The sequence below is a fragment of the Myxococcus xanthus genome (assembly GCF_013116825.1).
Lineage (GTDB): Bacteria > Myxococcota > Myxococcia > Myxococcales > Myxococcaceae > Myxococcus > Myxococcus xanthus_B.
This window is the reverse complement of record NZ_JABFNS010000056.1, coordinates 26919-51213: the sequence shown is the minus strand read 5'-3', so window position 1 is coordinate 51213 and position 24295 is coordinate 26919. Positions and strand designations below refer to the sequence as shown.

Genomic DNA, 24295 nt, shown 5'->3' with positions numbered 1-24295 from the left:
CACCGGTACCACGCGGGGGGGCGGCGCGGGTGGAGGTGGAGACGGCGGAGGCACGGCCCTGGCGAGCAGCGCGGTGGGCAGCGGCTCCGGCTCGGGCTGGGGCCAGAACTCCACTGCGCCCAGTGCCACGGCGAGCACGCCCGCACCCGTCAGAATCAAACGGTAACGAATCCGCATGGCCCCCTCCCCGCCCCGGCGCTCAGAAGCGCACCCGCCAGTCACCGTCCTGGCGCTCCACCCGTAGCAACCACGGTGCCGGACGCTCGCGCCCACCATGGGCCACCCGGGCCCGCACGAGGACGGCCTCGGCGTCGCGCCCGTCCACCGTCGATTCGACAATCCCCACCAGCGTGAGGCCATGCCCCCGCAGCTCCCGCACCGTCTCCACACACGGTCGCGCGCTTCCCCCCGTGACCAGCAGCGGCGCCAGGACCTCGCAGTCGCCCGCGGGCAGCGCCGAGAAGAAGTGGCGGACCACCGCCTCCGCGTCCCGCGTCTTCGACGCGTCGGAGGAGCACCCGAACGCGGCCAGCATCAGCCACCCCCACCACGTCACTGGCGCGGACCGTCGTGACATGGCTCAGTAGCAGTTGGGGGCGAACAGCTCGTCATCCACGGCGGCGGAGAATTGGTCATTGCACCAGCCGCTCACCAGGATGTGGCCATTGCGCACGCAGCTGTCGTGGTTGGTGGCGTCCACCGTGTACTGGGTGTCCCCGCCGCACGTGCTGCCGCAGCGCCCGAAGCAGTTGCCCACCACCTTCGGCCGGTACCAGTGGTTGGGCGAACCGCAGTGCCAGGTATCGCCGGCCAGAAAGAACTCGTCCCCGTTGCAGGAGTAGTGGTCGCCGAGCTGGGCCAGTTGCTGGTTGCCGGGCCAGTCGAAGCCGCCCCTGTCACAGTCATGCGTCGCGTGGGCGTACCAGTTGTAGCGCCCCTCGCAGCTGCCCGAGTTGCGCCCGTTGCACTGCGCATAGCTGCACAACATCGTGTAGCCGCGCCCCTTCTCGCCCATCACCGCGCGCCGCAGCTCCATGGTGTCCGGGTACTGGGACCACATGCTCACCGCGCGGCGCAGGTACATGGCCGCGGGGGGCGCCGCGTCTCCGGAGGGAAGCGCCGCATCGAGCTCGCGATAGAGGGCGGTGAGCAGCGCGCGGTCCGCGACGCCCATCTGCGCGTCCATGGCATTCGCCTCCGCGAAGCCATCCAGCGTGGAGACGCCGCGGGCCGGCTCCATCAACCCGGTGAGCGTCAACCCGCGCAGCCGGACCTCCAGCCGGTACACCCCTGGCTCCACCTCGCGAGAGGAGAACGTCACCGCCTCGTCCTCATGGACGAAGGTGCCCCGGGCGTCTGCTGACGTGGCGGAGAGCGACAGCCCCGCCTGCCGTGAGCGGAGCTCGTCGCCCGTCTTCGCGGCGCCGCCACAGGCACACGCCGCCAGCACCACAATCCACCACAGGTTCGTGCGCATCCTCGGATTCCTCCGGCCAGGAGCAGGCCCCAGTCCGCCGTCCCGCTCACGTCAGGGGAGCACGGCCCAGCGACTCGGAATGCTCGCACCGGACGGATTCATGGATAGCGCCCGGCGGTCTCAGACGTCTGTCCGCGCGAAGACAGGCAGCGGGCCGGCGGCGCGCGTCAGGCCGAAGTCTCCCTCGGGCAGGGACTCATGGCCGCCAATCACCAGCAGCCCGCCAGGAACCAGCCGCGCCACCAGCCGTGACAGGACCTCGCGTTGAAGCGGCGGCGCGAAGTAGGTGAAGGCGACGTTGCGGCACAGCACCAGATGGAAGGGCCCGTCGGGCATCTGGGAGCGCAAGTCCTGCTGGAGGAATTCCACCGACCGCCGGTACTCCGGCGCAAGGCATGGTTCGTCGCCGGGCCCCGGAAAGGCATGCTCCGCCCAGGCGCGCGGCAGCTCACGCAAGGCCCCGCGCGGATAACAGCCCCGCGCCGCCCGCGCGAGCAACCCCGCGTCCGCATCGGTGGCCACCAACGCCAGGCGCGCTCCCGGGAATCGGGGCTCGAGCCCCAATTGGAAGAGCACCGACAGCGTGTAGGGCTCCTCGCCGGAAGCACAGCCCGCGCTCCACGCCCGCAACGTGGCCTCGCCCCGGGAGCGCAGGGACTCCAGCCGCGCGGGGAGCAAGTCCTGGCGCAGCACCTCGAAGACGCACGCGTCCCGGTAGAAGCGGGAGATGGTGACGCGGCACAGCGCGTCGAGCACGTCCCACTCCGAGGGCTCCGCCTCCAGCCGGGCGCGGTAGGCCCCCGCGTCTGGCAGGCCCAGCGCCTTCAGCCTGCGGCCGATGCGCTTGCACACCTGCCCCCGGACGCGCCGGAAGCCCTCCCAGCGAAGGCGCAGGCGGGGCGCGGCCCACTGCAACAGCTCCACGCATTCACGGTCCGTCATCGGGTCGGCCTCCCCCTGGATGTCGGCACGGCCGCCGCGTCCGGGCAAGGGAAGGCCGCTTGCACCGGGCGGAGGCAGGCGGGATGTGGCATGACGCTCCGGCATTGTCCTTGGACCCCGGAGGAACCCACCCTTGAAGAGACTGAGCGCCCTCACCCTCTCCGCGGCATTGGCGTCAGCCGGCTGCACGCACACCCCCGCCGCGGCCCCTGAGCCCACCGCGCAGCAGGCCCCGGCCCCCGCCGCGCCCAAGCCCGTGCCGCCTCCCGAAGGCGCCAGCGTCCTCTCCGGCACCCTGGCCGACTTCACCGCCGCGTGTGACGCGGACCTCGAGCGCACCCGCGCGCAGGTGTCCGCCATCAAGGCGCTGGACGCGCGCAAGGACGGACAGGCCGTGCTCGCCGCCTATGACGAGGCCCTGGGCGCGCTGCTCGCCGCGGCCAACCGCTCCAGCCTCGCGCGCGAGGTGCACCCGGAGGCGGCCTTCCGCGACGCCGCGCGCGAGTGCGAGCAGCGGGTGGACTCCGCCAACGTGGCGCTGTCCCAGGACCGAGGCGTCTATGACGTGCTGGCCGCGGTGGACCTGTCCAGCGCGGACGCGGCGACCCGGTACTGGATGGACCGCGCGCTGCTCGACTTCCGCCGCGCCGGCGTGGACCGCGACGACGCCACCCGCGCCAAGGTGAAGTCGCTCAACGAGGAGCTGCTCAAGCTGGGGCAGCAGTTCAGCAAGAACATCGCCGAGGACGTCCGCAAGGCGACCTTCAAGCCCGCCGAGCTGGACGGCCTGCCGGAGGACTACCGCAAGGCGCACCCGCCGGGCGCGGACGGGCTGGTGGTCATCACCACCAACTACCCGGACTACTTCCCCTTCATGACGTACGCGAAGAACGCGAAGGCGCGCGAGAAGCTGTGGCGCACCTACCGCCAGCGCGCGTACCCGGCCAACCAGGACGTGCTGGCGCAGCTCATCGCCAAGCGCCACGAGCTGGCCACGCTGCTGGGCTACGCGAGCTGGGCCGCGTACACCACCGAGACGAAGATGACGCGCACGCAGCAGGCGGCCGCGGACTTCATCGACCGGCTGGGCGTGGCCACCGAGGCCCGCGCGAAGCAGGAGTACGCGCAGCTCCTGGCGCGCAAGCAGCAGGACGTCAAGGGCGCCAAGGTGCTGGAGCCCTGGGACCAGGACTTCTACGAGGACCGGCTGCGCGCGGAGCGCTTCAGCTTCGACTCGCAGGCGGTCCGGCCCTACTTCGAGTACGGCCGGGTGAAGGCGGGGGTGATGGACATCACCTCGCGCATCTGGGGCATCACCTACAAGCCGGTGAAGGACGCCCGGGTGTGGCAGCAGGAGGTGGAGACCTACGACGTGTTCGACGGCGACACGCTGCTGGGCCGCATCTACCTGGACATGCACCCGCGTGACGACAAGTACAAGCACGCGGCGCAGTTCGACCTCGTCGCGGGTCAGGCCGGCAAGCGCTACCCGGAGGCCTCGCTGGTGTGCAACTTCGCGCGCCCCGGCGAGCTGATGACACACGACGAGGTGGAGACCTTCTTCCACGAGTTCGGCCACCTGCTGCACGCCATCTTCGGCGGTCACCAGAAGTGGGCGGGCATCGCGGGCACCCGCGTGGAGTGGGACTTCGTGGAGACGCCGTCCATGCTGCTCCAGCAGTGGGCGGGCAACCCGGAGGTGCTGAAGGAGTTCGCGAAGCACCACGAGACGAACCAGCCCATCCCCGCGGAGATGGTGGAGAAGCTCCGCGCGTCGAAGGAGTTCGGCCAGGGCCTGTGGGCGCGGCGGCAGCTGTTCCTGTCCGCGGTGAGCCTGGACTACTACTCGCGAGAGCCGGGCTTCGACACGACCGAGGCCCTGGTTGCCCTGCAGACCCGGCTCAGCCCCTTCAAGCATGAGCACCGTGACGGCACGCACTTCGAGGTGGCCTTCGGGCACCTGGATGGCTACTCGGCGGCCTACTACACGTACCTCTGGTCCTCCGTCATCGCGAAGGACCTGGAGACCGAGTTCCAGAAGAAGGGCTTCCTCGACCGGGAGACGGCGATGAAGTACCGCCGCACCGTGCTGGAGCCCGGCGGCGCCAAGCCCGCCGCCGAGCTGGTGAAGGACTTCCTCGGGCGCGAGTACGGCTTCGACGCGTACCGCGCGTACCTCGACGCGAAGTAAGAAGCCCCGCGGCACCCACGCGAACGCAGCTTGCATGCCCCAGGCTGCGTTCGTCCGCGGTTCCCTCCCCGGGAACTGCGCTACCCACTCGCGCCCATCTCTTCCCAGCGCGCTTCCGGGTAGCCAACGCCGTCCTGCCCCCTGAAACAACGGAGAGGTCCACCAGGCTACGCGCCTGGGTGGAGAGCGCATTGCTACGGCTTCAGCTGTCCCGGCTTCGGATGGGGCAGTGTGGAGGGGGGTAGCCGACGTGACACCCATGCATCGACGAAGAGGGGGCTGGCTCTTCCTTGCGGGCGCAAGTCTCGCCCTGCTGGTGACCAGCTGCACGGATGACGGACCAGTGGCCCGGGTCAAACCCGACGAGGAGGTGCCAGGAGAACCTGGTCCACCGGGGCAGCCCCCGGTGGCAGGCGAGTGCGAGAGCGCGCCCCGGAATCCGAGGCGCGTCACGCTCCACCGTCTCAACCGCGCGGAATACAACGCCACCGTGAGGGACCTGCTGGGAGACACCACCCAGCCAGCCCAGGACTTCCCTATCGACGACCACGGCTACGGCTTCGACAACATCGCCGACGTGCTCTCGCTGTCGCCGCTGTTGATGGAGAAGTACTCCTCCGCGGCGGAGCGGCTGGTGAATGACGCGTGGACGCGCGGCGTCTTCAATTCCTGCGCGCTGGACCCGCTCAACCCCGCGCCGTGCGCGCACGAAATCCTCTCCAACTTCGCCCGCCGCGCCTGGCGTCGGCCGGTGCAGCAGGCAGAGGTCGACAAGCTGATGACCTTCGTCACCCTGGCGAGCCAGCACGCGGATCCACCCGAGGTGGGCGTGAAGCTGGCCCTGCGCTCGGTGCTCGTCTCTCCGCACTTCCTCTTCCGGGTGGAGAAGAACGCGCCGCCAGGGAGCACCGAACCGTACACGCTCGACAACTTCGAGCTGGCCAGCAGGCTCTCCTACTTCCTGTGGAGCAGCATGCCGGACGACGCGCTGTTCGCCGCCGCCGAAGCGGGGAAGCTGAGCGACCCCGCGGAGGTGGAGGCCCAGGTGCGGCGCATGCTCGCGGACCCGAAGGCACGCGCGCTGGTGGAGAACTTCGCCGGCCAGTGGCTCTTCACCCGCGCGCTGGGCACCGCCGTGCCGGACGGCACGCTCTATGGCGCGTTCAACGAGGAGCTGCGCGCCGCCATGCGCACGGAGACGGAGCTCTTCTTCGCGGAGTTCATCTCCAGCGACCTCAAGCTGAAGGACCTCATCGACGCGCCGTTCACCTACGTGAACGACTCACTGGCCGCCCACTACGGCCTGCCATTGCCCGGCAGCCCCACGCACAAGCGCGTGGACCTCACGGGCCACCCGGAGCGCAGCGGCATCTTCGGCAAGGGCTCGCTGCTCACCGTCACGTCCAACCCGGACCGCACCTCACCGGTGCAGCGCGGCGTCTGGGTGTTGGAGCAGCTGCTGTGCTCGGCGCCGCCGCCGCCGCCGCCGAACGTGGAGAACCTGCCGCCGCCCATCACGCCGGACATGACGATGAAGGAGCGCATGGCGCTCCACCGCAGCGCACCGGCGTGCCAGGGCTGCCACCGGCTGATGGACCCGCTGGGGCTGGCGATGGAGAACTTCGACCCCATTGGCCGCTGGCGTCTCCAGGAGGTGAGCGGCGCGCCCGTGGACGCCACGGGTGACCTGCCCGACGGCGCCATCCTCAACGGGGTGCGGGACATGCAGACCTACCTGAAGGAGGACCCGAAGCTGACCAACTGCATCACCGAGCACATGCTCACCTATGCCACGGGCCGTGGCCTGGACGAGGCCGACCACTGCGCGGTGAAGGATGTCGCCAAAAAGGCCGAGGCCCGCGGTGGACGGCTCGTCGACTACATCCTCAGCATCGTCTCGAGCAGCCACTTCACGCAGCGTGGCGCGGAGGAGGAGCAGACGCCATGAGCAAGAAATTCAGACTCTCGCGACGGACCGTCTTGCGGGGAACGGGGGCGCTGATGGCGCTGCCCCTGTTGGAGCAGATGCTTCCCAGCAAGGCACATGGCGCGCCGGGCACCGTGCCCCGCAGATTGGCCGTCTTCTACACGCCCAACGGCATCCACATGCAGAAGTGGACGCCCACGATAGAGGGCCCCGCGTGGGAGCTGACGCCCACGCTGGAGCCCCTGGCCGCGGTGAAGAACGACCTGCTGGTCGTCACCGGCCTGGCGAACAGGCCTGCCTTCCCGGATGGTGACGGGCACCATGCCGCCGCCACCGGCGCGTTCCTGTCCTGCGCCAAGGTGTACAAGACGGAGGGCACCAATATCCGCGTGGGCATCTCCATGGACCAGGTCATCGCCAACCACATGACGGCGACGCGGGCCACCCGCTATGGGTCCATGGAGCTGGGCATCGACGCGGGCCGCGGCATCGGCAACTGCGACTCCGGCTACGCGTGCCCGTATGCCAACAACATCGCGTGGGCGGGGCCTCGGACACCGGTGGCCAAGGAGACCAACGCGCAGGCCGCGTTCAACCGGCTCTTCGCGGGCGGCATCCCCGGAGAGACGCAGGCGCAGATCGAGAAGCGGCGCGCTTACGGCAAGAGCATCATCGACGTCGTGCGCGATGACGCCACCGCGCTGAAGGGCCGGCTGGGCACCTCGGACCTGCAGAAGCTGGAGGAGTACTTCACCAGCGTGCGGGAGTTGGAGAAGCGGGTGGAGGACGTGTCCGTCCCATCCATGACCTGCGCCACGGGAGCCGCTCCCATCGTGTCCGAGGACCCGACGGAGAAGACCAAGGCGATGATGGACCTCATCATCCTCGCCTTCCAGTGTGACCTCACCCGGGTGGCCACCTTCATGCTGGCCAACGCGCGCGCCAACAAGGTCTACCCCTTCCTGGGGCTCAGCGGCGCACACCACACGTACTCGCACCACCAGAAGTCGCAGTCCAACTACAACGCGCTCGCCACCATCGACAAATGGGAGGTGACGCTCCTCCAGTACCTGCTGGAGCGCATGAAGTCGGTCATCGAGGCCAACGGCCTGTCGATGCTCGACAACTCGATGGTCTACTTCTCCAGCGAAATCGGCGACGGGGACTCTCACAACCACGTCAACCTGCCCATCATCCTGGCGGGCAGGGGCGGCGGCGCGCTCACGCCGGGCCGGCACATCGTCTACCAGGAGGACCCGCTGGCCAACCTGTACATCTACCTGATGCAGGCCATGGGCGTGCCCAACATCACCACCTTCGGTGACGACGGGACAGGCCCGCTGCCGGGCCTTGTGTAGCCCCGGCAGTCCCGTGCGCGGCGGAGCATGTGAGCGGGCGGCCCACCGCACGCAATGCCCCGCCGCGCACGCTTCACATGCATGAGCGGGCGTCCTGGCGCATCATCCCCCTCATGCCTTCCTTCCCCCGCGCATCCCGCTGGTCCGCCTTGCTCCTGCTGCCGCCGCTGCTCGGCTGCGGGAGCGGAGGCACCCAACAGGGGCGGCGACAGAACGCCACCTCCCGGCAGGCCGTGGCGACCCGGCAGCCCGCCGCGTCCGCGAAGCCGAAGGAGCCACGCGCGGCCCTCCCCGATGCGAAGGACTTCTCCGGGGACATGGTGGCCGCGCACAACCTGGCGCGCTCCCGGGCCCAGCCCGCCCCCAAACCCGCGCTGCCGCCGCTGGCCTGGTCCACCCAGGCCGAGCGCAAGGCCGCGTCCTGGGCGAAGGCCTGCAAGTTCGAGCACAACCCGGACCGGGGCGACTTCGGGGAGAACCTCGCCGCCGCCACGCCCGGCGCGTGGACCACGTCCCAGGTGGTGAAGAGCTGGGCGGACGAAGCCGCGGACTACGACTACCGGCGCAACACCTGCCAGAAGGGCAAGGTGTGCGGGCACTACACGCAGGTGGTGTGGCGCAAGACGACAGCCGTCGGCTGCGCCACGGTGATGTGCAACAAGAACTCACCGTTCGGCGCGAAGTTCCCTACCTGGCAGCTCTGGGTGTGCAACTACGCGCCGCCGGGCAACTGGGTGGGTCAGCGGCCCTACTGACCGCGCCCCACGGGGCCGGTGTGTCCCGGGTGCCGGACACTCACGCGGCGGGAGGTGACGGCCCTCCGCCTGGCGGCGGATAATCCCCCCATGCTCCGCCCCACGCCCCGCCATCTTCGACCGCTTGGCCTGCTCATCCCCCTGCTCCTCACCGGCTGTGGCTCCGACACACCCGGAGAGGAGGACGGCGACACCGAGCCGCTGGTCATGACGCAGTTCGACCGCGACATGCTGGCCGCGCACAACGCCGCGCGGAGGAACGTGTCGCCCGCGGCATCTCCCGCGCTGGAGGACCTGACGTGGGACGAGCAGGCGACGCGCACGGCGAAGGCCTACGCCGCGAAGTGCCAGTTCTCGCACAACCCGAACCGCGGCAACCTGGGGGAGAACCTCACTGCGGCATCGTCCAGCGCCATGGGCGCCCAGGGTGTGGTGCAGGGCTGGGTGGACGAGGCCGCCCACTACGACCACGCCGCCAACACCTGCGCGAGCGGCAAGGTCTGCGGCCACTACACCCAGGTGGTGTGGCGCAACACGCGGGCCCTGGGCTGCGCCGTCCAGGAGTGCACGACGAACTCGCCCTTCGGTTCCCAGTTCCCCAATTGGACGCTCTGGGTATGCAACTACGCGCCGCCGGGCAACTACGTGGGCCAGCGCCCCTACTGACGCAGGTGCTGGTCCAGGAAGGCCGCCACCTGCTGCCAGGCCCCCGCGGCGGCCTGCGCGTCATAGCGCTCACTCGACGGGTTGGCGAAGGCGTGCTCCGCTTCGAACTCCAGGATGTAGTGCCGCACGCCCGCATCATCCAAGGCCTGCCGGAAGGCCTGCACCGTCTCCAGGGGGATGGACGGGTCCTTCGTGCCGAAGATGCCCAGCACCGGCGCGCGGATGGCGGCGAGCTCCCGCGCCTCCGTCACCGGGTTGCCGTAGTAGAGGACCGCCGCGTCCAGCTCTGGCATGGCCATGGCCGCGTGCAGGGACCAGCCGCCCCCGAAGCACCAGCCGATGGTGCCCGTACGCGGCGCCTGCACCCGCGCGTCCTGCCGCAGGAAGGCGTGCGCGGCCGTCAGCGTCTCCTGTGCGCGCGCCGGGTCCACGGCCTTCAGCAGCGCCAGCGCCTCATCCCGCGTGGTGGCCACCTTGCCGCCGCCATACAGGTCCACCGCCAGCGCGGCGTAGCCCTCCGCGGCCAGCCGGTCCGTCCAGTGGCGGATGTGGTCATTGAGCCCCCACCACTCATGGATGACGATGACGGCGGGCAGCGGCCCCTGCGCGCCCTGGGGCAGGCTCAGGTAAGCCTTCGTGCCGGCCACCTCCACCTCCTGGCCCTTGAGCGCCGGCGGCGCGTCCTCGCGCAGCGTGTGCAGCGCCTTGAACTCCGACTCGGAGACAGCGCCCGTGGCGGACGGCTCGCGGAGCACTTCCCGGGCACGGCCCTGGACGCAGGCGCTCAGCAGCAGCGCTCCCATCATCAACAGCAGGCCCTGGCGCATGATGTGTCGACCTCCGTGGGTTGGCCCGTCCCCGATGCGGAGACGCTGGAGACAGGTGGACTACCCCGAGGTAACCCCCCTCCGCCACCCCGGTGCCCGCGAACGCGAAGAGGGCTGGGAGGGAAGAATCCCCCGCCAGCCCCCTGGGCGTCCTGCGTGAAGACGGTGACTACTTCTTCTCGGCCGCGGAGGGCTTGCCCGCCGGCGGCGTGCCGCCCATGGCCGGCATCTCCGGCGGCTTGACGATCTCCAGCAGCTCCACCTCGAACACCAGGGCGGCGCCACCCGGGATGTTCGGCGGCGCGCCGCGGTCACCGTAGGCGATGTCGGACGGGCACACGAGCTTGGCCTTGCCGCCCACTTTCATCTTCTGCACGCCCTCGGTCCAGCACTTGATGACGCCCTGGAGCGGGAACTGCGTGGGCTCGCCACGCTTGTGCGAGCTGTCGAACTCGGTGCCGTCCGGCAGCGTGCCGCGGTAGTGCACCTTCACGATGTCCGACGCCTGGGGCGACGCGCCCGTACCGGCGGTCAGCTCCTTGTAGATGAGGCCGGACTCCGTCTTCTGGGCGCCCTCTTCCTTCGAGGCCGTCTCCAGGAACGCCTTCGCCTTCTCCTTCTCAGCCTCCGCCTTGCGGGTGCTGCGCGCGCGCGCCAGCTCCTGCAGCTTCGGGCCGTACGTCTCCAGCTCCACCGCGGGCTTCTCGCCCTTCACCTGCGCGGTGATGCCCGCCTTGACGTATTCCAGCTCCTCGGGAGTCATGTCGAACACGCTCACGCTGCGGCCAATGGACAGGCCGAGCGCGTACAGCGTCTTCTGGTCCTCCGTCTGCGGATTCGCGCTCGCGCCGGGCGCCGTCGCCGTCGCCGCCGGCGTCGAATCCGTCTTGCCCTGCTGCTGGCAGCCCGCCAGCACCAGCATTCCCGCGACCAGCCACGTCTTCTGCATGTCGTTGCCCTTCCTTGCTTTTTGGAGCGGCAGTGAGACATCGCCGCAGTCAGTTCTGAGGGGCGACTTACTACAGAAATGGCCTGACTTCCGGTTCGACGGCACCCCAGAAGCGTCCCCGTTCCTGAGCGACACCCCGCCCGCCCCCAGGGCGACCTCATGTCCTTTCCAGCAGGTGGGGCTTTTCATTACCCGCTTCACCCGACGTCAGCCGCGCCCGCCTCCAGGTAGCCCAGCAGCGGCGCCAGCACGGGCGCGACGCGCTTGTAGGCCGCGGTGTCGGCGGGCACGGTGCGCAGCACGCGGGCCAGCCGCTGCCGCCGGCCGGGCGCTTCCACTTCCGAGGCCACCGGGGCCACGTAGGTGTGGATGGTGAAGAGGATGGCGCGCGTGCGGGGCAGCCGGGTGAGCGTCTGACGCTCCAGGCGGAGGAAGCAGCGCTCGCCCGCATTGTCCGGGGTGATGCCGTCGAACAAGTGCCGCCACTCCGGCAGCGTGCGCGGCTCCAGGTCCAGCCGCTCCGTGACGCTGATGGCCCAGTTGCAGCGCGTGACGGGGCGCCCGGGCTTCAGGCCCTCCATCAACTTCAGCGTGGAGGGCCCCAGCTTCGCGTTGAACTGGGGCACCGGCTCGTGGACGGCCAACAGCGACCGGCCCATTTTGTCCCCCAAGCACCACCCGGAAGGGAAACACAACTGGCCCGCCACCAGCGGGAAACCCTCATGCGTGCCGTCCAGCAGCAGCAGGTCCTCCTGAACCTGCCGGCCAAACCAGTCCAGCGGCGCCAGCGGCAGGCTCGCCGCGTCCCCCGGCGTGAAGTCCGTCCGCGTGTCCAGCAGGCGGTTGCGCCAGCACCAGCGCGTGCCCTCCACCTCCAGCGAGAAGTGCTCCGGCGATTGACGCGCCATGGCAGGCAGCAGCACCGTCAACGTCTCCCATTGGATTTCCTCTGTGCCGGGCCCTCCCTGGAAGCGCTCGGCGTGCCCCGCCGTCAGCAGCGCCGCCTTCAATGCCACTTCGTCCGCATAGCGCGGCGCGTCTACTTCAATGAGTGTCTCTTCGGGCCTCAGCGCACGCACGCCCAGCGACATTGAAAAGACATCCTGCTCGAAGGGGAAGTAAGGCAGCACCGCGTCGACCTCTCATGAAGGATTGGAGCAATTTATCAATCGCGTTGCAGAACGCATCGCGTCACGGAAGCGCGGCTGTTTTTCGCTGTCTCACCCTTGAGGTTGTTCATCTTCACGGGGAGGATTCGCACTCCGGCCCGCGCCCTGGAGCGTCGTGCTCAGAAGCCAGAAGGCGCAGCACCTCCACAGGAGATACCTGATGCATCCTCTGCCGCTGTCGCGCGCGCCCCGTGCCGCGCTTCTTGCCCTCGTGGGCCTGATTGTCCTTCCCGCCTGCTCGGATGACGGCGATGACCGTCCGGATGCGGGCCAGCCGGACTCTGGCATGCCCGCGGACGCAGGCAGTGACGCGGGCAGTGACGCCGGCAGTGACGCGGGCACCCCGGACGCCGGCGGCCCCATGGCCTGGCCGCAGGAATTCTCCTGCGAAGACAAGGCGCAGACCGAGCTGACGTTCAAGCCGGGCCAGGAGCAGGACCTCCAGGACGCGGTGAACGCGCTGGCTGATTGCACCACCATCAACCTGGGCGCGGGCACCTTCCAGTTCGACAACGCCATCACCATCCGCGCCAACGGCATCACCGTCAAGGGCGCGGGCAAGGGCGCCCAGGGCGAGGCCACCGGCGGCGAGGCCAGCACCGTGCTGGACTTCACCCACGCGGCGGCGAACACCAACGGCTTCGACGTGGTGAGCAAGCTCTTCACGGTGAGCGACCTGGCCGTCTGGAACGCGAAGAAGGATGGCCTGCGCATCGAGTCCTCCGTCAACGTGAACATCCAGCGCGTCCGCACCGAGTGGGCCCAGGAGAACCTGGAGAGCAACGGCAAGTACGGCATCTACCCCGTGAAGTCGACGTACGTCCTCGTCGAGGACTGTGAGGCGTACAACGCCGCCGACGCGGGTATCTACGTCGGTCAGACGCAGCACACCATCGTCCGGCGGAACGTGGCGAAGAAGAACGTGGCGGGCATCGAAATCGAGAACACGAAGTACGCCCACGTCGCGCACAACATCGCCGAGGACAACACCACGGGCCTGGTCGTGTTCGACCTGCCGGGCAACCCCATCCGGGGCACGGACATCTACATCGTCGACAACACCATCACCGGGAACAACCGCCCCAACTTCGCCTCCGTGGAGGCCAGCAGCAGCACCGTGTCCCAGGTCCCCGCCGGCACCGGCACCTTCATCCTGGCGTCGCGCCGGGTGGAGATGGAGCGCAACACGTGGGGCAACAACAACACGGTGGACATCGCCATCCTCAGCGGTCTGGCCATCGAGCCCGACCCCGTCAAGTGGGCGGCCGGCTTCTTCAACTACCCCAGCCAGGACATCTCCATCCACGACAACACCTTCACCGGTGGCAGCGGCCGAATGGTGGACAACGGCACGCCGGACCCGGAGCGCCGTCCGCTGGGCGCGCTGGTGGGCGCCGTCTACCAGTACGGCGCCGCGGCCCACGGCGTGACGGGCGTGGAGCACGTGCTGTGGGACGGCGTCGACCCGGCGCCTCGCAATGAGGACCTGGCCAACCCCATCAACATCTGCTTCACCCGCAACACGCTGCCGGAGGACACGCAGGCCTCGGTGGTGGACTTCGACCTGCAGGCCGTCGGTGGCCACCTCTCTGCGGGCCCCACCCCCGCAAACGCGGCCGCCGCCTGGGGAGAGACGCGCCGCTACGTCCAGGGCGCCGAGCCCTACAACTGTTCGGGCTTCACCCCGGCCCTGACCATCCGCTGAGACATCGTGAAGAACGGACGCATGTACAGGCCGTTCATCCCAGGACTGGGCCTCGCCGCGGTGCTGGTGACCGCGGCGCTGGCCTCGTGCTCGGGTGACGAGGACGGCGTGACGCCGACCCCGGACGGCGGAGGCGGCTCCATCGTCGACTCCGGGCTTCCGCCCGAGGACAGCGGCACCCCGGATGCGGGCTCGGGTGACGCGGGCGACGACGCCGGCACCCCAGAGGACGCGGGGACGAACGAGGACGCGGGGACACCAGACGCGGGAGTTGCGTTTCCGCCCAATACCCTGTCGGGCTTCGGCCTCTTCACCGGGACCCCCGCGACAGGTGGGCTCCAGCCGGTGGAGGGGAACATCCCCTATGCGCTGACCACGCCGCTCTTCTCCGACTACTCGGTGAAGTCGCGCACGCTGTACATCCCGCCGGACGCACAGGCCGGGTACTCGGCCAACGACGTGCTGGACCTGCCGGTGGGCACCATCATCACCAAGACGTTCTCCTTCCCCGCGGACCTCCGCGTCCCGGAAGAGAACGTGCGCGCCATCGAGACGCGCGTGCTGGTGCACAGGCCCGGGGGCTGGGAGGCCTTTCCCTACTTCTGGAACGACGCCCAGACGGAGGCCACGCTGGCCAACGGCGGCCGCGTCGTCCGCGGCGTGCGCTTCATTGGCGAGGACGGCGTGGAGCGGACGCTGGACTACCTGGTGCCCAGCAAGAACCAGTGCCTGAAGTGCCACCATCTCCAGGACGCACAAGAGAACCAGGTGCTGCTGCCCATTGGTGTGAAGGCCCGCTACCTCAACCAGGACCACGACTATGGCGACGGGCCCATCAACCAGCTTCAGCACCTGGCCAACCTCGGCCGACTGACGGGGCTGCCTCCCATCGACCAGATTCCCCGCGCGCCGAACGCGTTCAACGAGGAGGACGGCACGCTGGAGCGGCGCGCGCGCGCCTACCTGGACATCAACTGCGCGCATTGCCACAACCCCAAGGGGACGGCGGGCACCACCAGCCGGCTGTTCCTCAACGTGGACAACACGGAGGCGTTCACGTTGGGCGTGTGCAAGCGGCCGGGCTCCGCGGGCGGTGGCGTGGGCGGTGAGTTCGACATCGTCCCCGGCAGCCATTCGGTGTCCATCCTCTGGTACCGCATGCACACCGAGGAGTCGGGGAAGATGATGCCGGAGCTGGGCCGCGTGCTTCGCCACGACCAGGGCTCACGACTCATCGCCGACTGGATTGACGCCATGCCGGCGCAGTCCTGCAAGTAGGTCCTGGGTCAGACGAGCGGCCCCTCCGTGCCCGGTGCGCGGAGGGGCTTCTCGTTTCCAATGCGTGACGGCCGCGCCGCGTGACAGGGCGCGCGCGTGCCGCATAATCGCGGGGACATGTCCCTGCCCATGCTGCTCCGGGCCGCGGGGGTCGCCGCCGCGCTCGTCCTGCTCTCCGCCTGCCGCATCGAGTCCGCCGCGCCCGCGGCCGGGCCCACGCTGGCGCGCGAGGGCACGCCCTCCGGAGACGTCTGGGTCTACACGTCCATGTACCGGCACGTCCTGGACGCGCTGGAGCCGCTGCTGAAGGCGCGGCTCCCGGACGTCCGGGTGCATTGGTATCAGGCGGGCAGTGAGAAGGTGGCCAGCCGGCTGGAGGCGGAGCGCGCCGCCGGGGCCATCCGCGCGGACCTGCTGGCCACGTCGGACCCGTTCCTCTACGAGCGGTTGGCCCGTGAAGGCGCCCTGCTCCGCTACGCCTCGCCCAACGTGCTCCGGGTGCCCCGCGCCCTGGTGGACCTGGACGCGCGCTACGCGGCCCTGCGCCTGTCCACCATGGTCCTGGTGCACCGGCAGGACGGGCCACCGCCGCCCACCTCCTTCGCGGCGCTCGCGGCAGGGCCGTGGACGGGACGCGTGGCGATTGGAGACCCGCTGACGTCGGGCACCGCCTTCACCTGGGCCGTGTTCTGCGACGCGAAGTACGGCGAGTCCTTCTTCTCCGGGCTGCGCCAGCGAGGCGCCATCGTCGCGGGAGGCAACGCGGCGGTGCTCCAGAAGGTGGAGAGCGGCGAGGCGGATGCGGGCGTGCTGCTCCTGGAGAACGCGCTCGCGGCCCAGGCCCGCGGCAGTCCCATCCAGGTGGTGTGGCCCACCGATGGAGCCGTCGTCATCCCCGGCCCCGCGGCCCTCTTCGCGACGACGCCCAACCCCGTCGCGGCGAAGGCGGTGGTGGACGTGCTGCTGTCGCCCGAAGGCCAGCGCATCATCATGGAGAAGGGAGACATGCACGCGGTGGACCCCAGGGTCGCGGGTCCTCGGGGAGAGGCCGGTGTCTCGGCGTTGCTGGAGCGCGCGCGCCCATGGACGCCCGAGTTGCTCGAGCGCGGGCTCACACAGGGCGGCGCCGTGAAGGAGCGCTTCCGCCAGGCCTTCTCACAATGAGCGCGGCGGCGCCCAAATCCCAGTGGCTGGGGCTCGGCCTGTGGTTGGTGCCGGTGCTCTGCTTCTCCGTGCTTCCGGTGGCCGCGCTGCTCTGGCGGGGCCTGGGCCACTCCGGGACGGGCGGCCTGGAGTGGCTGCTCGCCGAAGGTGGCGCGCTGGGGAACACGCTGCGCATCGCCACGGGCGCGGCGGTGCTGGCCTTCGCCCTGGGAGCGCCGCTGGCGCTGGTGCTGCAACGCACCGACCTGCCCCTGCGCGGGGCCTTCACCGTGCTGTTCACCCTGCCCTCCGCCGTGCCCGCGTTCATCTGGGGCATGGGCTGGCTGTCGCTCGCGAGCCCTCGCGCGGGGTACCTCAACCGACTGCTCGGCGATGACACCTTCGACATCTACGGCCCCGCGGGCATCGCCTTCGTGGAGGGCGTGTCGGGCCTCCCGCTGGTGCTGCTGGCGGGCGCGGCGGCCCTGCGGCGCGTGGACCCGGCGGTGGAGGAAGCCGCGCGCGTCTGCGGCGCTTCGACGCTCCGGGCGCTGCTGACGACGACGCTGCCGCTGGCGCTACCCTCCCTGCTGTCGGGCGCGGTGATGGTGTTCCTCATGGCGGCCTCGTCCTTCGGCGTGCCGTACCTGCTGGGCGTGTCGGCCTCACCGCCCACGCGGGTGCTCACCACGCGCATCTATGAACTGGTGCTGATGGGCGGTGACCAGGGCCTGGCGCGCGCCGCGCAACTGGCGACGCCGCTGCTGCTGCTCGCCCCCATGGCGATGCTGGTGACCTGGGCGCTGGGCCGGGCCGGCCGCGTCCGCCTCAGCGCGGGCAAGGGCCTGTCGTCCCGTCCCTTCCCGCTGGGGCGCGCACGCGGGCTCATCCTGGGCGCGGTGAGCATGACGGCCGCGGTGCTGGTGCTGCTCCCGCTGGGGGCCATCCTCCTCACGTCGCTCCAGCGCAGCTTCGGCGCGGCGCTGACCTGGGAGACGTTGACGCTGACGCACTGGGCGGGTGTGCTGCTGGAGCCGCGCACGCTGCACGCCACGGGGCGCAGCGTCCTGCTGGCGGCGGGCGCGGGTGTCCTGGTGTGTGGGCTGGGGCTCGCGGCGGCGGTGCTGCGACGCGGGCTGCGCCGCCTGGGCGCGGGCGTGGAGGCGCTGGCGGTATGGCCCTACGCGGTGCCGGGGACGGTGCTGGCCCTGGCGCTGCTGCTCGCGTTCTCCCGGGACTTGCGCTTCATCCTCCTGGACCGCGTCGCCTTCGTGCTCGCGCTGGCACACACGCCTTGGCTGCTGCTCATCGCCTATGTGGCGAAGTACCTCGCGCTGGGCGCGCGCAACAGCGAAGAGGCGCTCGCGCAACTGGACGCCTCGCTCACCGAGGCCGCGCGAGTCAGTGGTGCCGGCCCCTGGCGCGCGTTCGTGGATGCGCCCCTGCCCTTGCTGCGGCCGGCGCTCACCGCGGCCTTCGTCCTGGCGTTCCTCGCATGCGCGACGGAAATCACGATGTCCGTCCTGCTCGTGCCCGCGGGGACCGAGGTGCTCGGGACGCTGCTGTTCGAACTCCAGAGCTACGCGGACCCCGCCGCCGCCGCGGTGCTGGCCTGTGCCTTCATCGCGCTGGTGGTGGTGGGGCAGGCCCTGCTCGCGCTGCTGACCCGGCGGCCCGTGGACACGCGGTGATGGCGGAGGTGTCCGACATCGCCAGGGAGCCGGCGGCTTCCTGGCGGTGCCTTCAGGACCTGCTCGCCATCACATGCACGCGCAGTACATGCCCCGGATGCAGTGCCCGTATCCCTCGCCACAGAAGTGGTCACAGTCCGAGTTGCGCTCACAGATGGCCTGGGTGAACTCAGGCGCGTTGGCCTCGGCCGTGGACGGCATGAACGCCATTCCGAAACCCGCCGCCAGTCCCACACCCAGCGCCATCAGCATCGCAATTCCATTCTTCTTCATCGCGTGACTCCTTTCGGGGAGCCCTCAGCCTAACTCCAGACTCAGACATGAGGCAGCCAATCCACACGCCGCGTGCTTCCGCGATGCAACAGCAGACTTCCTGACACACAGCGACATGGTGTGTCGGACACGGCCTCGAAGCACCGTCGCGTCAAAGCCGAGCGACTCACGGCAAACGGCGGCGGCCAGGGTAGACTCCGTCACCGCCGCATGAGCGACTTCCGACGCGCCACCCGTGACGACAACACCGCGCTGCTCGACCTGTTCGGCGCGGTGCCCATGCAGGGAGACCTGGTCCTCTCCGCGCAGCGAGCGCCCGACTACTTCGGCCTCTACACCATGCAGCGCGGAGAGACGGAGGTCTGGGTCCACGGCGAGCACGGCCGACTGGACGGCATGGGCGCCGTGCACGTACGCGACGGCTGGCTGGAGGGCCGTCCGTGCCGGGTGGGCTACCTGGGAGACCTGCGCACCCGCTTCTCCGCGCGCCGGAACCGCGGCCTCGCGCGCTTCTACGGGCCCATGATCGAGGAGAGCGCCCAGCGCCTGGGCGTGGACACCTTCCTCACGGCCGTCATGGCCTCCAATGCCCCCGCGCTCCATGCGCTCGTGCGGCGGCGGCCCGGGCGCGTGAGCCAGCCGCACTACACCCTGCTCCGTCGCTTCTCCGCCGTGTCCATCCAGTTCCTGCTCCGCCGCCGTCCCCCACGAAGCGCTGTGACGGTGCGCCGCGCCACGCCCGCGGACGTCCCCGCTGTCTCGGCGTTGCTGGACGCCGACCACCGCGCGCGGCCCTTCGGCTACCGCTTCGACACGGGTGAGCTGGAGCACCGCCTCGCCCACTGGCCCAGGCTGCGAATCGAAGACACCTATCTGGCCTTCGACGCGACCGGCGCGCTGGTGGGCTGCACCACCGCCTGGAACCCGGAGGCCGTGAAGCGCTACCGCGTCCATGCCTACCGTGGAGGCATGCGCTGGGTGCGGTGGGGCTGGGACACGTTGGCCACCGCGCTCCGCGCTCCGCGCCTGCCCGCGCCGGGAAGTGACTTCCGCTACTTCTATCTCTGCAACACCAGCGTGCGCGGAGAAGACCCGGCCATCCTCCGCGCGCTCGTGGAGCGGGTGTACGCGGACTTTCACGGCCAGGGCTTTCACTTCTTCACCCTGTATCAGGACGAACTGGACCCGCTGGCGCCCGCGCTGAAGGGCTTCCTCCAGCGGCGCCTCGGCTTCCACCTCTACGCCGTGACGCCCGCCTCACGTCCCCGGGACACCTTCCCCGCCGGGCGGACCGGCTTCGAAATCTGCCTGCCCTGACGCACTCACTCCGCGTGGAGCGTGAAGCGCCAGGGGACCTGCTCCAGGCCGGAGGCGCCGGCGAGAAACAGCGTATGGAGGCCGCTCCGGTTCGCCACGAACCGTCCGTCCCGCAGATTCGCCAGGAGACCGCCAGGCGCGATGAGCGTCACGCGGAGCGTGCCGGCGTCCAGGCCCAGCCGGTACGCGCGCCCCCCCTCCAGCCAGACGGAGAACACGTCCGTGTCGACGGCTGACTGGACCACGCCGGACATCGAAGCCGGCAGCTCCAGGACCTGCGCATCCTCGCTGGAGTCCGCATGGTCATCGAAGGCCACCTCCTCCAGCATCAGGGAGAAGCCCTCCACGCCATTCAGGGGTTGGAACATCAAGGTGACCTGCTGGGCGTCTCTCGCGCTGAAGAGATGGCGTCCGCCCTCCAACCCCAGGATTCCCACGGCGCCTCGCGGGTTCAGGGACAGGTCGGCGAACGGCGCATAGGACGCAAGATAGATGGCACGTGCCTGGGTGTAGAAGGCGATGGCATCCGTGTCCTGAGGTGAGTCGAAGCGGCCCGTGATGGTGGTTCCCGGGGAGATGAATGTCGCCGTCTCTGGAGAGTCGCCGTGGTCATCCGTTCCCGCGTCCACCAGCGTCAGCACGAAGGAATGCGCCCAGGGAGTCCCTCCTAGGACGCGGAGGGAGTAGGTGCCCCAGCGAGTCATGCGGACCCGCAACTGGTCGGTCGTCGTGAGCGCCACGTTCGCGCCATCTTCGTCCACCACCTGCGCCGACCACCGCCCGGCCCCTTCCGTCCGCAGCGTGTAGACATGCCCGGGCTCCCCCGTGAAGGAGAAGACATCCACGTCATCACGCGACTGAAGGGTGACCGCCACCGGGACACCCGGCGTCACGGGCGTGGCGGTCTCCAGTGTGTCGCCATGCTCATCGGGCCCCAGGTCCTCGAAGCGGCAGGCGGCATCCACCGGGAAGGTGCCATGGTCGGCAGCCAGCATCAGGAGCCAGTCTCGCTCGGACGTCGCCTGCAGGCTCACCGTGAGCGGCTCCCCTGACGTCCCCTGCACCGCATCCATCAGCAAGCCGGTCGCGGACTGCAGCGTCAACTGAAGGAACGGGTTGGGAGCCTGCTCACAGATGAAGCGGTAGCCATGCCCCACCCGCGAGCGGAAGGTGAACACATCCGCGTCAAAGGGCGAGGAGAGCCGCACGGGGAACGACGTGCCGGAGCCGGCCTCCAGGACGGTGGCCTCCTCCAACGTATCGCCATGGTCGTCCACGCCCAGCGACTCCAGCTCATACGTGTAGCGCCCGTACGAGTCCCTGCTGGAGACCTCGAAGTACCAGGTGCCCTCGGAGAGCGTGGGGAACCACGACACCCTCGCCCCCTCGACAACGGAAGGCATGTCGTGGGCGTTCCCAGCCACATCCAGCAACCGCACCCGGCACTCCACCAGCAGCAGCCGCGTGCACGAGAAGCGATACAGGCCGCTCGCCTCCACGGTGACGGCGAACAAGTCCCTGTCCAGCATCGCCGCCCGCCGGCCCTCGTCGATACGGCCCTCCTGGGGCGACATGGGGAGCGTCAGCACGGTCGCGCTGTCGGGCGAGCCCCCATGGTCATCCGGCTGCGTGAAGGCGGCGACCGAGCACGTCAGCCCCGCGGCCCGCTCCCACGCTCCGCAGCGGCACATGGGCTGCCCCGCGTTGGAGAAGCAGGTGCCCGCGGTGCACCGCAGCCCCGCGCAGGCCACCTCATCCCCGGGCACCTCCACGGAGTGGCACGAAGCCAGCCCCAGGACGAGGAGCAGGACCACCGGAAGCAGCCCCGGGGACCGGGCGGAACGCCGTGCATGGGCCATGACGTTCCGCCCTCCCATTCAGACCACCCGGTGCTTCCAGGTTCCGCGCCGGAACAGGATGACGGCCACCAGCGCCATCACCGAGAACGCCACCGAGATGGACAGGAATGCCCCCGGCGGCCCCAAGCCCAGGGGGCCGGAGAGCACCCACGCCAGGGGCAGCTCCAACAGCCAGAAGCAACAGATGTTGAGCACGGTGGGCGTGGTGGTGTCCCCCGCTCCGTTGAAAGCCTGCGTCAGCACCAGGCCGAAAGCATAGAACAGAAAGCTGGCGCTCAGGATGCGCAGGGCGAGCACCGCTTCCTTCATCACCGCGGCGTCGTTCGTGAAGATGCCCACCACCGGATTGGCCGCGAGGACGAACAGCAGCCCCAGCGAGCCCAGGAAGACGGCGTTGATGCGCCCCGCCGTCCACACCGCCTGCTCGCCCCGCTCCGGCTTTCCCGCGCCCAGGCTCTGTCCCACCATGGTGGCCGCCGCGTTGCTTAGCCCCCACGAGGGCAGCAGCGCGAACAGCACGATTCGCAACGCGATGGTGTAACCCGCCACCGCCGCGCTGCCGAACGTGGCCACGATGCGGGCCAGCACCACCCAGCTCGTCGTGCCCACCAACGCCTGGGCCGTGCCCGCGCCCGACATCCGCAGCATGGCCAGCATCGTCCCCGGCTCCAGGCGCAGGTGCTCACGCCGCAGCCGCAGCCGGCCGGAGCCCCGCGCCAACCGGTAGAGTTGGTACGCCACGCCGCAGGAGCGCCCGAAGGTGGTGGCCACCGCGGCGCCCATGACGCCCAGCTCCGGGAAGGGCCCCACGCCGAAGATGAGGAGCGGCGCCAGCACGATGTTGATGGCGTTGGCCAGCCACAGCACGCGCATGGCGATGGCCGCGTCCCCCGCGCCGCGGAAGATGGCGTTGATGAGGAACAGCAGCAGGACGCTGCCCATGCCACCCAACATCACCTGCGTGTAGCGGATGCCGTGCTCCAGCACCCACGGCGAGCCGCCCATCATCGCCATCAACGGCCGCGCGAAGTAGACGCCCGCCACCGACACCGGAATGGACAACACGACGCCCAGCCCCACCGCCTGCACCGCCGTGCGCGCGGCCCGCTCCGGGTCTCCTTCACCGATGCGGCGGGACACCAGCGCCGTGGCGCCGATGCTCAGCCCCGCGGACGCCGCGTAGATGATGGTGAGCAGCGACTCCGTCAGTCCCACCGCCGCCACCGCGTCCGCCCCCAACCGGCCGACGAAGAAGACGTCGACGACGGCGAAGACGGACTCCATCATCATCTCCAGCACCATCGGAACGGCGAGCAGGAAGATGGCGCTGCGCACCGGAAGCCGGGTGAGGTCCCTCTCGGTTCCGTGAATGGCTTCCTTCACCGAAGCCCAGAACCCCTGAGGTCCCTCTTCGGGCGGACCCCCTGCTTCCGCCGGCACGGGCTCGAACCGGACCGGGGATGACTCAGACATGCTTGCCTCCGTTCGCGCCGTTCTGTCAGGAAGGCGGAAAGAGGTCCAGGGACGCCACGCCCCCTGACACCTGACGCCTCTCTCCTCCAGCCACCCCTGCGCGGCGAGCGGGCAACCGCTCCCAGGGCAAGGCCCGGCCCTGGGAGCGTCGGACGCTGGACAACCTACCTGCGCCGTCGGGCCGTCGGGCCGACGCGCGCGTGGGTGTAGGGTGCCGCGTCAATGGTCATCAGCCTGCCGCACGAAAGTGCGCTCGCGGTGCCTGTTGGAGGGGCCGCGCACTTCAGCCTCTCCAGCAGCGCGCGGGTGCTGGGAACTCTCCACCTGGGTCCGGGAGCCAACATCGCGCAAGGCGCGGTGGTGCGCTCGCACGAAGGCGCCGTGCGGTTGGGCGCCGGCTCGGCCGTGCTGGAGAACGGTGTCATCATCGGACTGCCGCAGCAACCCGTCGCGGTGGGAGAGCGCACCTTCCTGGACCACCGCAGCATCGTACTCGGCGCGGAGGTCGGCGCGCTCTGCGATGTGGGGGGCGGCTCCATCCTCATGCCCGGCGCGCGCATCGGCACGCGCTGCCTGCTGGCGGAAGGAACGCTCATTCCAGCGGGCACCGTGGTGCCGGACGACTCCGTCGTCGTGGGCCGCCCCGGCCGCATTCTCCGTCGAACCAGCGCGGATGACCTGGAACGGCTCCGGAAGCGCCGCGGCGGAAGCCTCGACCTGCCGGGCCAGCCACTCACCGCTTTCTCCGCGAGAGATCGCGCAGAGGACGCTCCCATGGGACAGCTCTATACGTTTCGCGACAAGCACCCACTGGTGCACCCCACCGCCACCCTCTTCTCCTCGGCCGAGGTGACAGGGGACGTCATCATCGGCCCGGGCTGCATCATTGGCCCCGGGGTCAAAATCCTCGGGGATGGCAATGGTCCCGTGCGCATCGGCGCGGGCGTGCAGGTGCTGGCCAACACCGTGCTGCACCGGCTGTCGGACCACACGCTGACGCTGGAGGACGGCGTCATCATCGGTCCGGGCTGCACGGTGCATGGCAGCTACGTGGGCGCGAACACCGTGGTGGAGCCGGGCGCCATCCTCTGCGACGGAACGCGGCTGGGACGCGGCAGCTTCGTGGGCGCGGGCAGCCTGGTGAAGCAGGGCAGCGCCTTCGCGGATGGTGCGCACATCGAAGGCTTCCCGGCGACGCAGACGGGGACGTTGGCGTCCCTGCCGCCGGTGCCCCGCTGGGCGCTGCGGCCGGAAGACCTGCCAGGGCTGCGGCGCATCGGCTAGGGCGCGCGCCG

General features: G+C 70.0%; 20 protein-coding genes. 11 read left to right on the top strand and 9 right to left on the bottom strand.

Annotated features, from left to right (window positions below):
- Positions 1-199: 199 nt before the first annotated feature.
- The 3 genes from HNV26_RS18185 to HNV26_RS18175 form a co-directional block, all read right to left on the bottom strand.
- Entirely contained in the window at positions 200-577 is a 378-nt protein-coding gene (locus HNV26_RS18185; RefSeq protein WP_171440033.1) for a hypothetical protein, read from the bottom strand.
- A gap of 3 nt (positions 578-580) precedes the next feature.
- A complete protein-coding gene (locus HNV26_RS18180) occupies positions 581-1477 on the bottom strand; it encodes a hypothetical protein (protein WP_171440034.1) in 897 nt (298 codons plus the stop codon).
- Positions 1478-1597: 120 nt separating this feature from the next.
- Positions 1598-2419, bottom strand: coding sequence for a CheR family methyltransferase (locus HNV26_RS18175; protein WP_171440035.1), 822 nt, complete (start codon positions 2417-2419; stop codon positions 1598-1600).
- A gap of 133 nt (positions 2420-2552) precedes the next feature.
- Between HNV26_RS18175 and HNV26_RS18170 the strand changes: the two genes are divergently transcribed.
- From HNV26_RS18170 to HNV26_RS18150, 5 genes are all read left to right on the top strand, one after another.
- Complete coding sequence (locus tag HNV26_RS18170) at positions 2553-4610, top strand: M3 family metallopeptidase (protein WP_216612467.1); 2058 nt, start codon at positions 2553-2555, stop codon at positions 4608-4610.
- A 259-nt stretch (positions 4611-4869) separates the two neighbouring features.
- Positions 4870-6558, top strand: a complete 1689-nt coding sequence (locus HNV26_RS18165) for a DUF1592 domain-containing protein (RefSeq protein ID WP_171440036.1) — start codon at positions 4870-4872, stop codon at positions 6556-6558.
- The gene (locus HNV26_RS18160; RefSeq protein ID WP_171440037.1) at positions 6555-7895 is read left to right on the top strand and encodes a DUF1552 domain-containing protein; all 1341 of its coding nucleotides are present in this window, start codon (positions 6555-6557) and stop codon (positions 7893-7895) included. Before HNV26_RS18165 ends, HNV26_RS18160 begins: the two co-directional genes overlap by 4 nt.
- A 77-nt stretch (positions 7896-7972) precedes the next feature.
- On the top strand, positions 7973-8650 hold the full coding sequence (locus HNV26_RS18155) for a CAP domain-containing protein (RefSeq protein WP_171452839.1): 678 nt from the start codon (positions 7973-7975) through the stop codon (positions 8648-8650).
- A gap of 90 nt (positions 8651-8740) precedes the next feature.
- On the top strand, positions 8741-9316 hold the full coding sequence (locus HNV26_RS18150; protein ID WP_090493679.1) for a CAP domain-containing protein: 576 nt from the start codon (positions 8741-8743) through the stop codon (positions 9314-9316).
- Here the strand turns inward: HNV26_RS18150 and HNV26_RS18145 are convergent.
- From HNV26_RS18145 to HNV26_RS18135, 3 genes are all read right to left on the bottom strand, one after another.
- Positions 9310-10143 (bottom strand): dienelactone hydrolase family protein, encoded by an 834-nt coding sequence (locus HNV26_RS18145; protein ID WP_171443754.1) that lies wholly within the window; start codon positions 10141-10143, stop codon positions 9310-9312. The genes HNV26_RS18150 and HNV26_RS18145 overlap by 7 nt on opposite strands.
- 169 nt (positions 10144-10312) lie before the next feature.
- Positions 10313-11092 (bottom strand): FKBP-type peptidyl-prolyl cis-trans isomerase, encoded by a 780-nt coding sequence (locus tag HNV26_RS18140; protein WP_171443755.1) that lies wholly within the window; start codon positions 11090-11092, stop codon positions 10313-10315.
- A 197-nt stretch (positions 11093-11289) separates the two neighbouring features.
- A complete protein-coding gene (locus HNV26_RS18135; RefSeq protein ID WP_171443756.1) occupies positions 11290-12222 on the bottom strand; it encodes a heme-dependent oxidative N-demethylase family protein in 933 nt (310 codons plus the stop codon).
- A gap of 199 nt (positions 12223-12421) precedes the next feature.
- Between HNV26_RS18135 and HNV26_RS18130 the strand changes: the two genes are divergently transcribed.
- From HNV26_RS18130 to HNV26_RS18115, 4 genes are all read left to right on the top strand, one after another.
- The gene (locus tag HNV26_RS18130; RefSeq protein WP_171443757.1) at positions 12422-13966 is read left to right on the top strand and encodes a parallel beta-helix domain-containing protein; all 1545 of its coding nucleotides are present in this window, start codon (positions 12422-12424) and stop codon (positions 13964-13966) included.
- Positions 13967-13987: 21 nt separating this feature from the next.
- Positions 13988-15244 (top strand): SO2930 family diheme c-type cytochrome, encoded by a 1257-nt coding sequence (locus HNV26_RS18125; RefSeq protein ID WP_216612466.1) that lies wholly within the window; start codon positions 13988-13990, stop codon positions 15242-15244.
- Positions 15245-15361: 117 nt separating this feature from the next.
- The gene (locus tag HNV26_RS18120; protein WP_171443759.1) at positions 15362-16408 is read left to right on the top strand and encodes an ABC transporter substrate-binding protein; all 1047 of its coding nucleotides are present in this window, start codon (positions 15362-15364) and stop codon (positions 16406-16408) included.
- A complete protein-coding gene (locus HNV26_RS18115) occupies positions 16405-18078 on the top strand; it encodes an ABC transporter permease (protein WP_171443760.1) in 1674 nt (557 codons plus the stop codon). Before HNV26_RS18120 ends, HNV26_RS18115 begins: the two co-directional genes overlap by 4 nt.
- A 69-nt stretch (positions 18079-18147) precedes the next feature.
- Here the strand turns inward: HNV26_RS18115 and HNV26_RS18110 are convergent, their stop codons facing one another.
- Positions 18148-18351, bottom strand: coding sequence for a hypothetical protein (locus HNV26_RS18110; RefSeq protein WP_171443761.1), 204 nt, complete (start codon positions 18349-18351; stop codon positions 18148-18150).
- A gap of 210 nt (positions 18352-18561) precedes the next feature.
- Here HNV26_RS18110 and HNV26_RS18105 point away from each other — a divergent pair, with 210 nt between their 5' ends.
- Positions 18562-19668 carry a hypothetical protein gene (locus HNV26_RS18105; protein WP_171443762.1) on the top strand — a complete coding sequence of 369 codons (1107 nt, stop codon included), beginning with the start codon at positions 18562-18564 and terminating at the stop codon, positions 19666-19668.
- A 5-nt stretch (positions 19669-19673) separates the two neighbouring features.
- On the opposite strand, the gene HNV26_RS18100 is transcribed toward HNV26_RS18105, so the two are convergent.
- Together HNV26_RS18100 and HNV26_RS18095 are read right to left on the bottom strand one after the other, a co-directional pair.
- Entirely contained in the window at positions 19674-21527 is a 1854-nt protein-coding gene (locus HNV26_RS18100) for a hypothetical protein (protein ID WP_253816736.1), read from the bottom strand.
- 18 nt (positions 21528-21545) lie between these two features.
- Positions 21546-23000, bottom strand: a complete 1455-nt coding sequence (locus tag HNV26_RS18095) for an MATE family efflux transporter (RefSeq protein ID WP_171443764.1) — start codon at positions 22998-23000, stop codon at positions 21546-21548.
- Between the two features lie 222 nt (positions 23001-23222).
- Here HNV26_RS18095 and HNV26_RS18090 point away from each other — a divergent pair, with 222 nt between their 5' ends.
- Positions 23223-24284, top strand: coding sequence for a gamma carbonic anhydrase family protein (locus tag HNV26_RS18090; RefSeq protein ID WP_171443765.1), 1062 nt, complete (start codon positions 23223-23225; stop codon positions 24282-24284).
- Positions 24285-24295 lie beyond the last annotated feature (11 nt).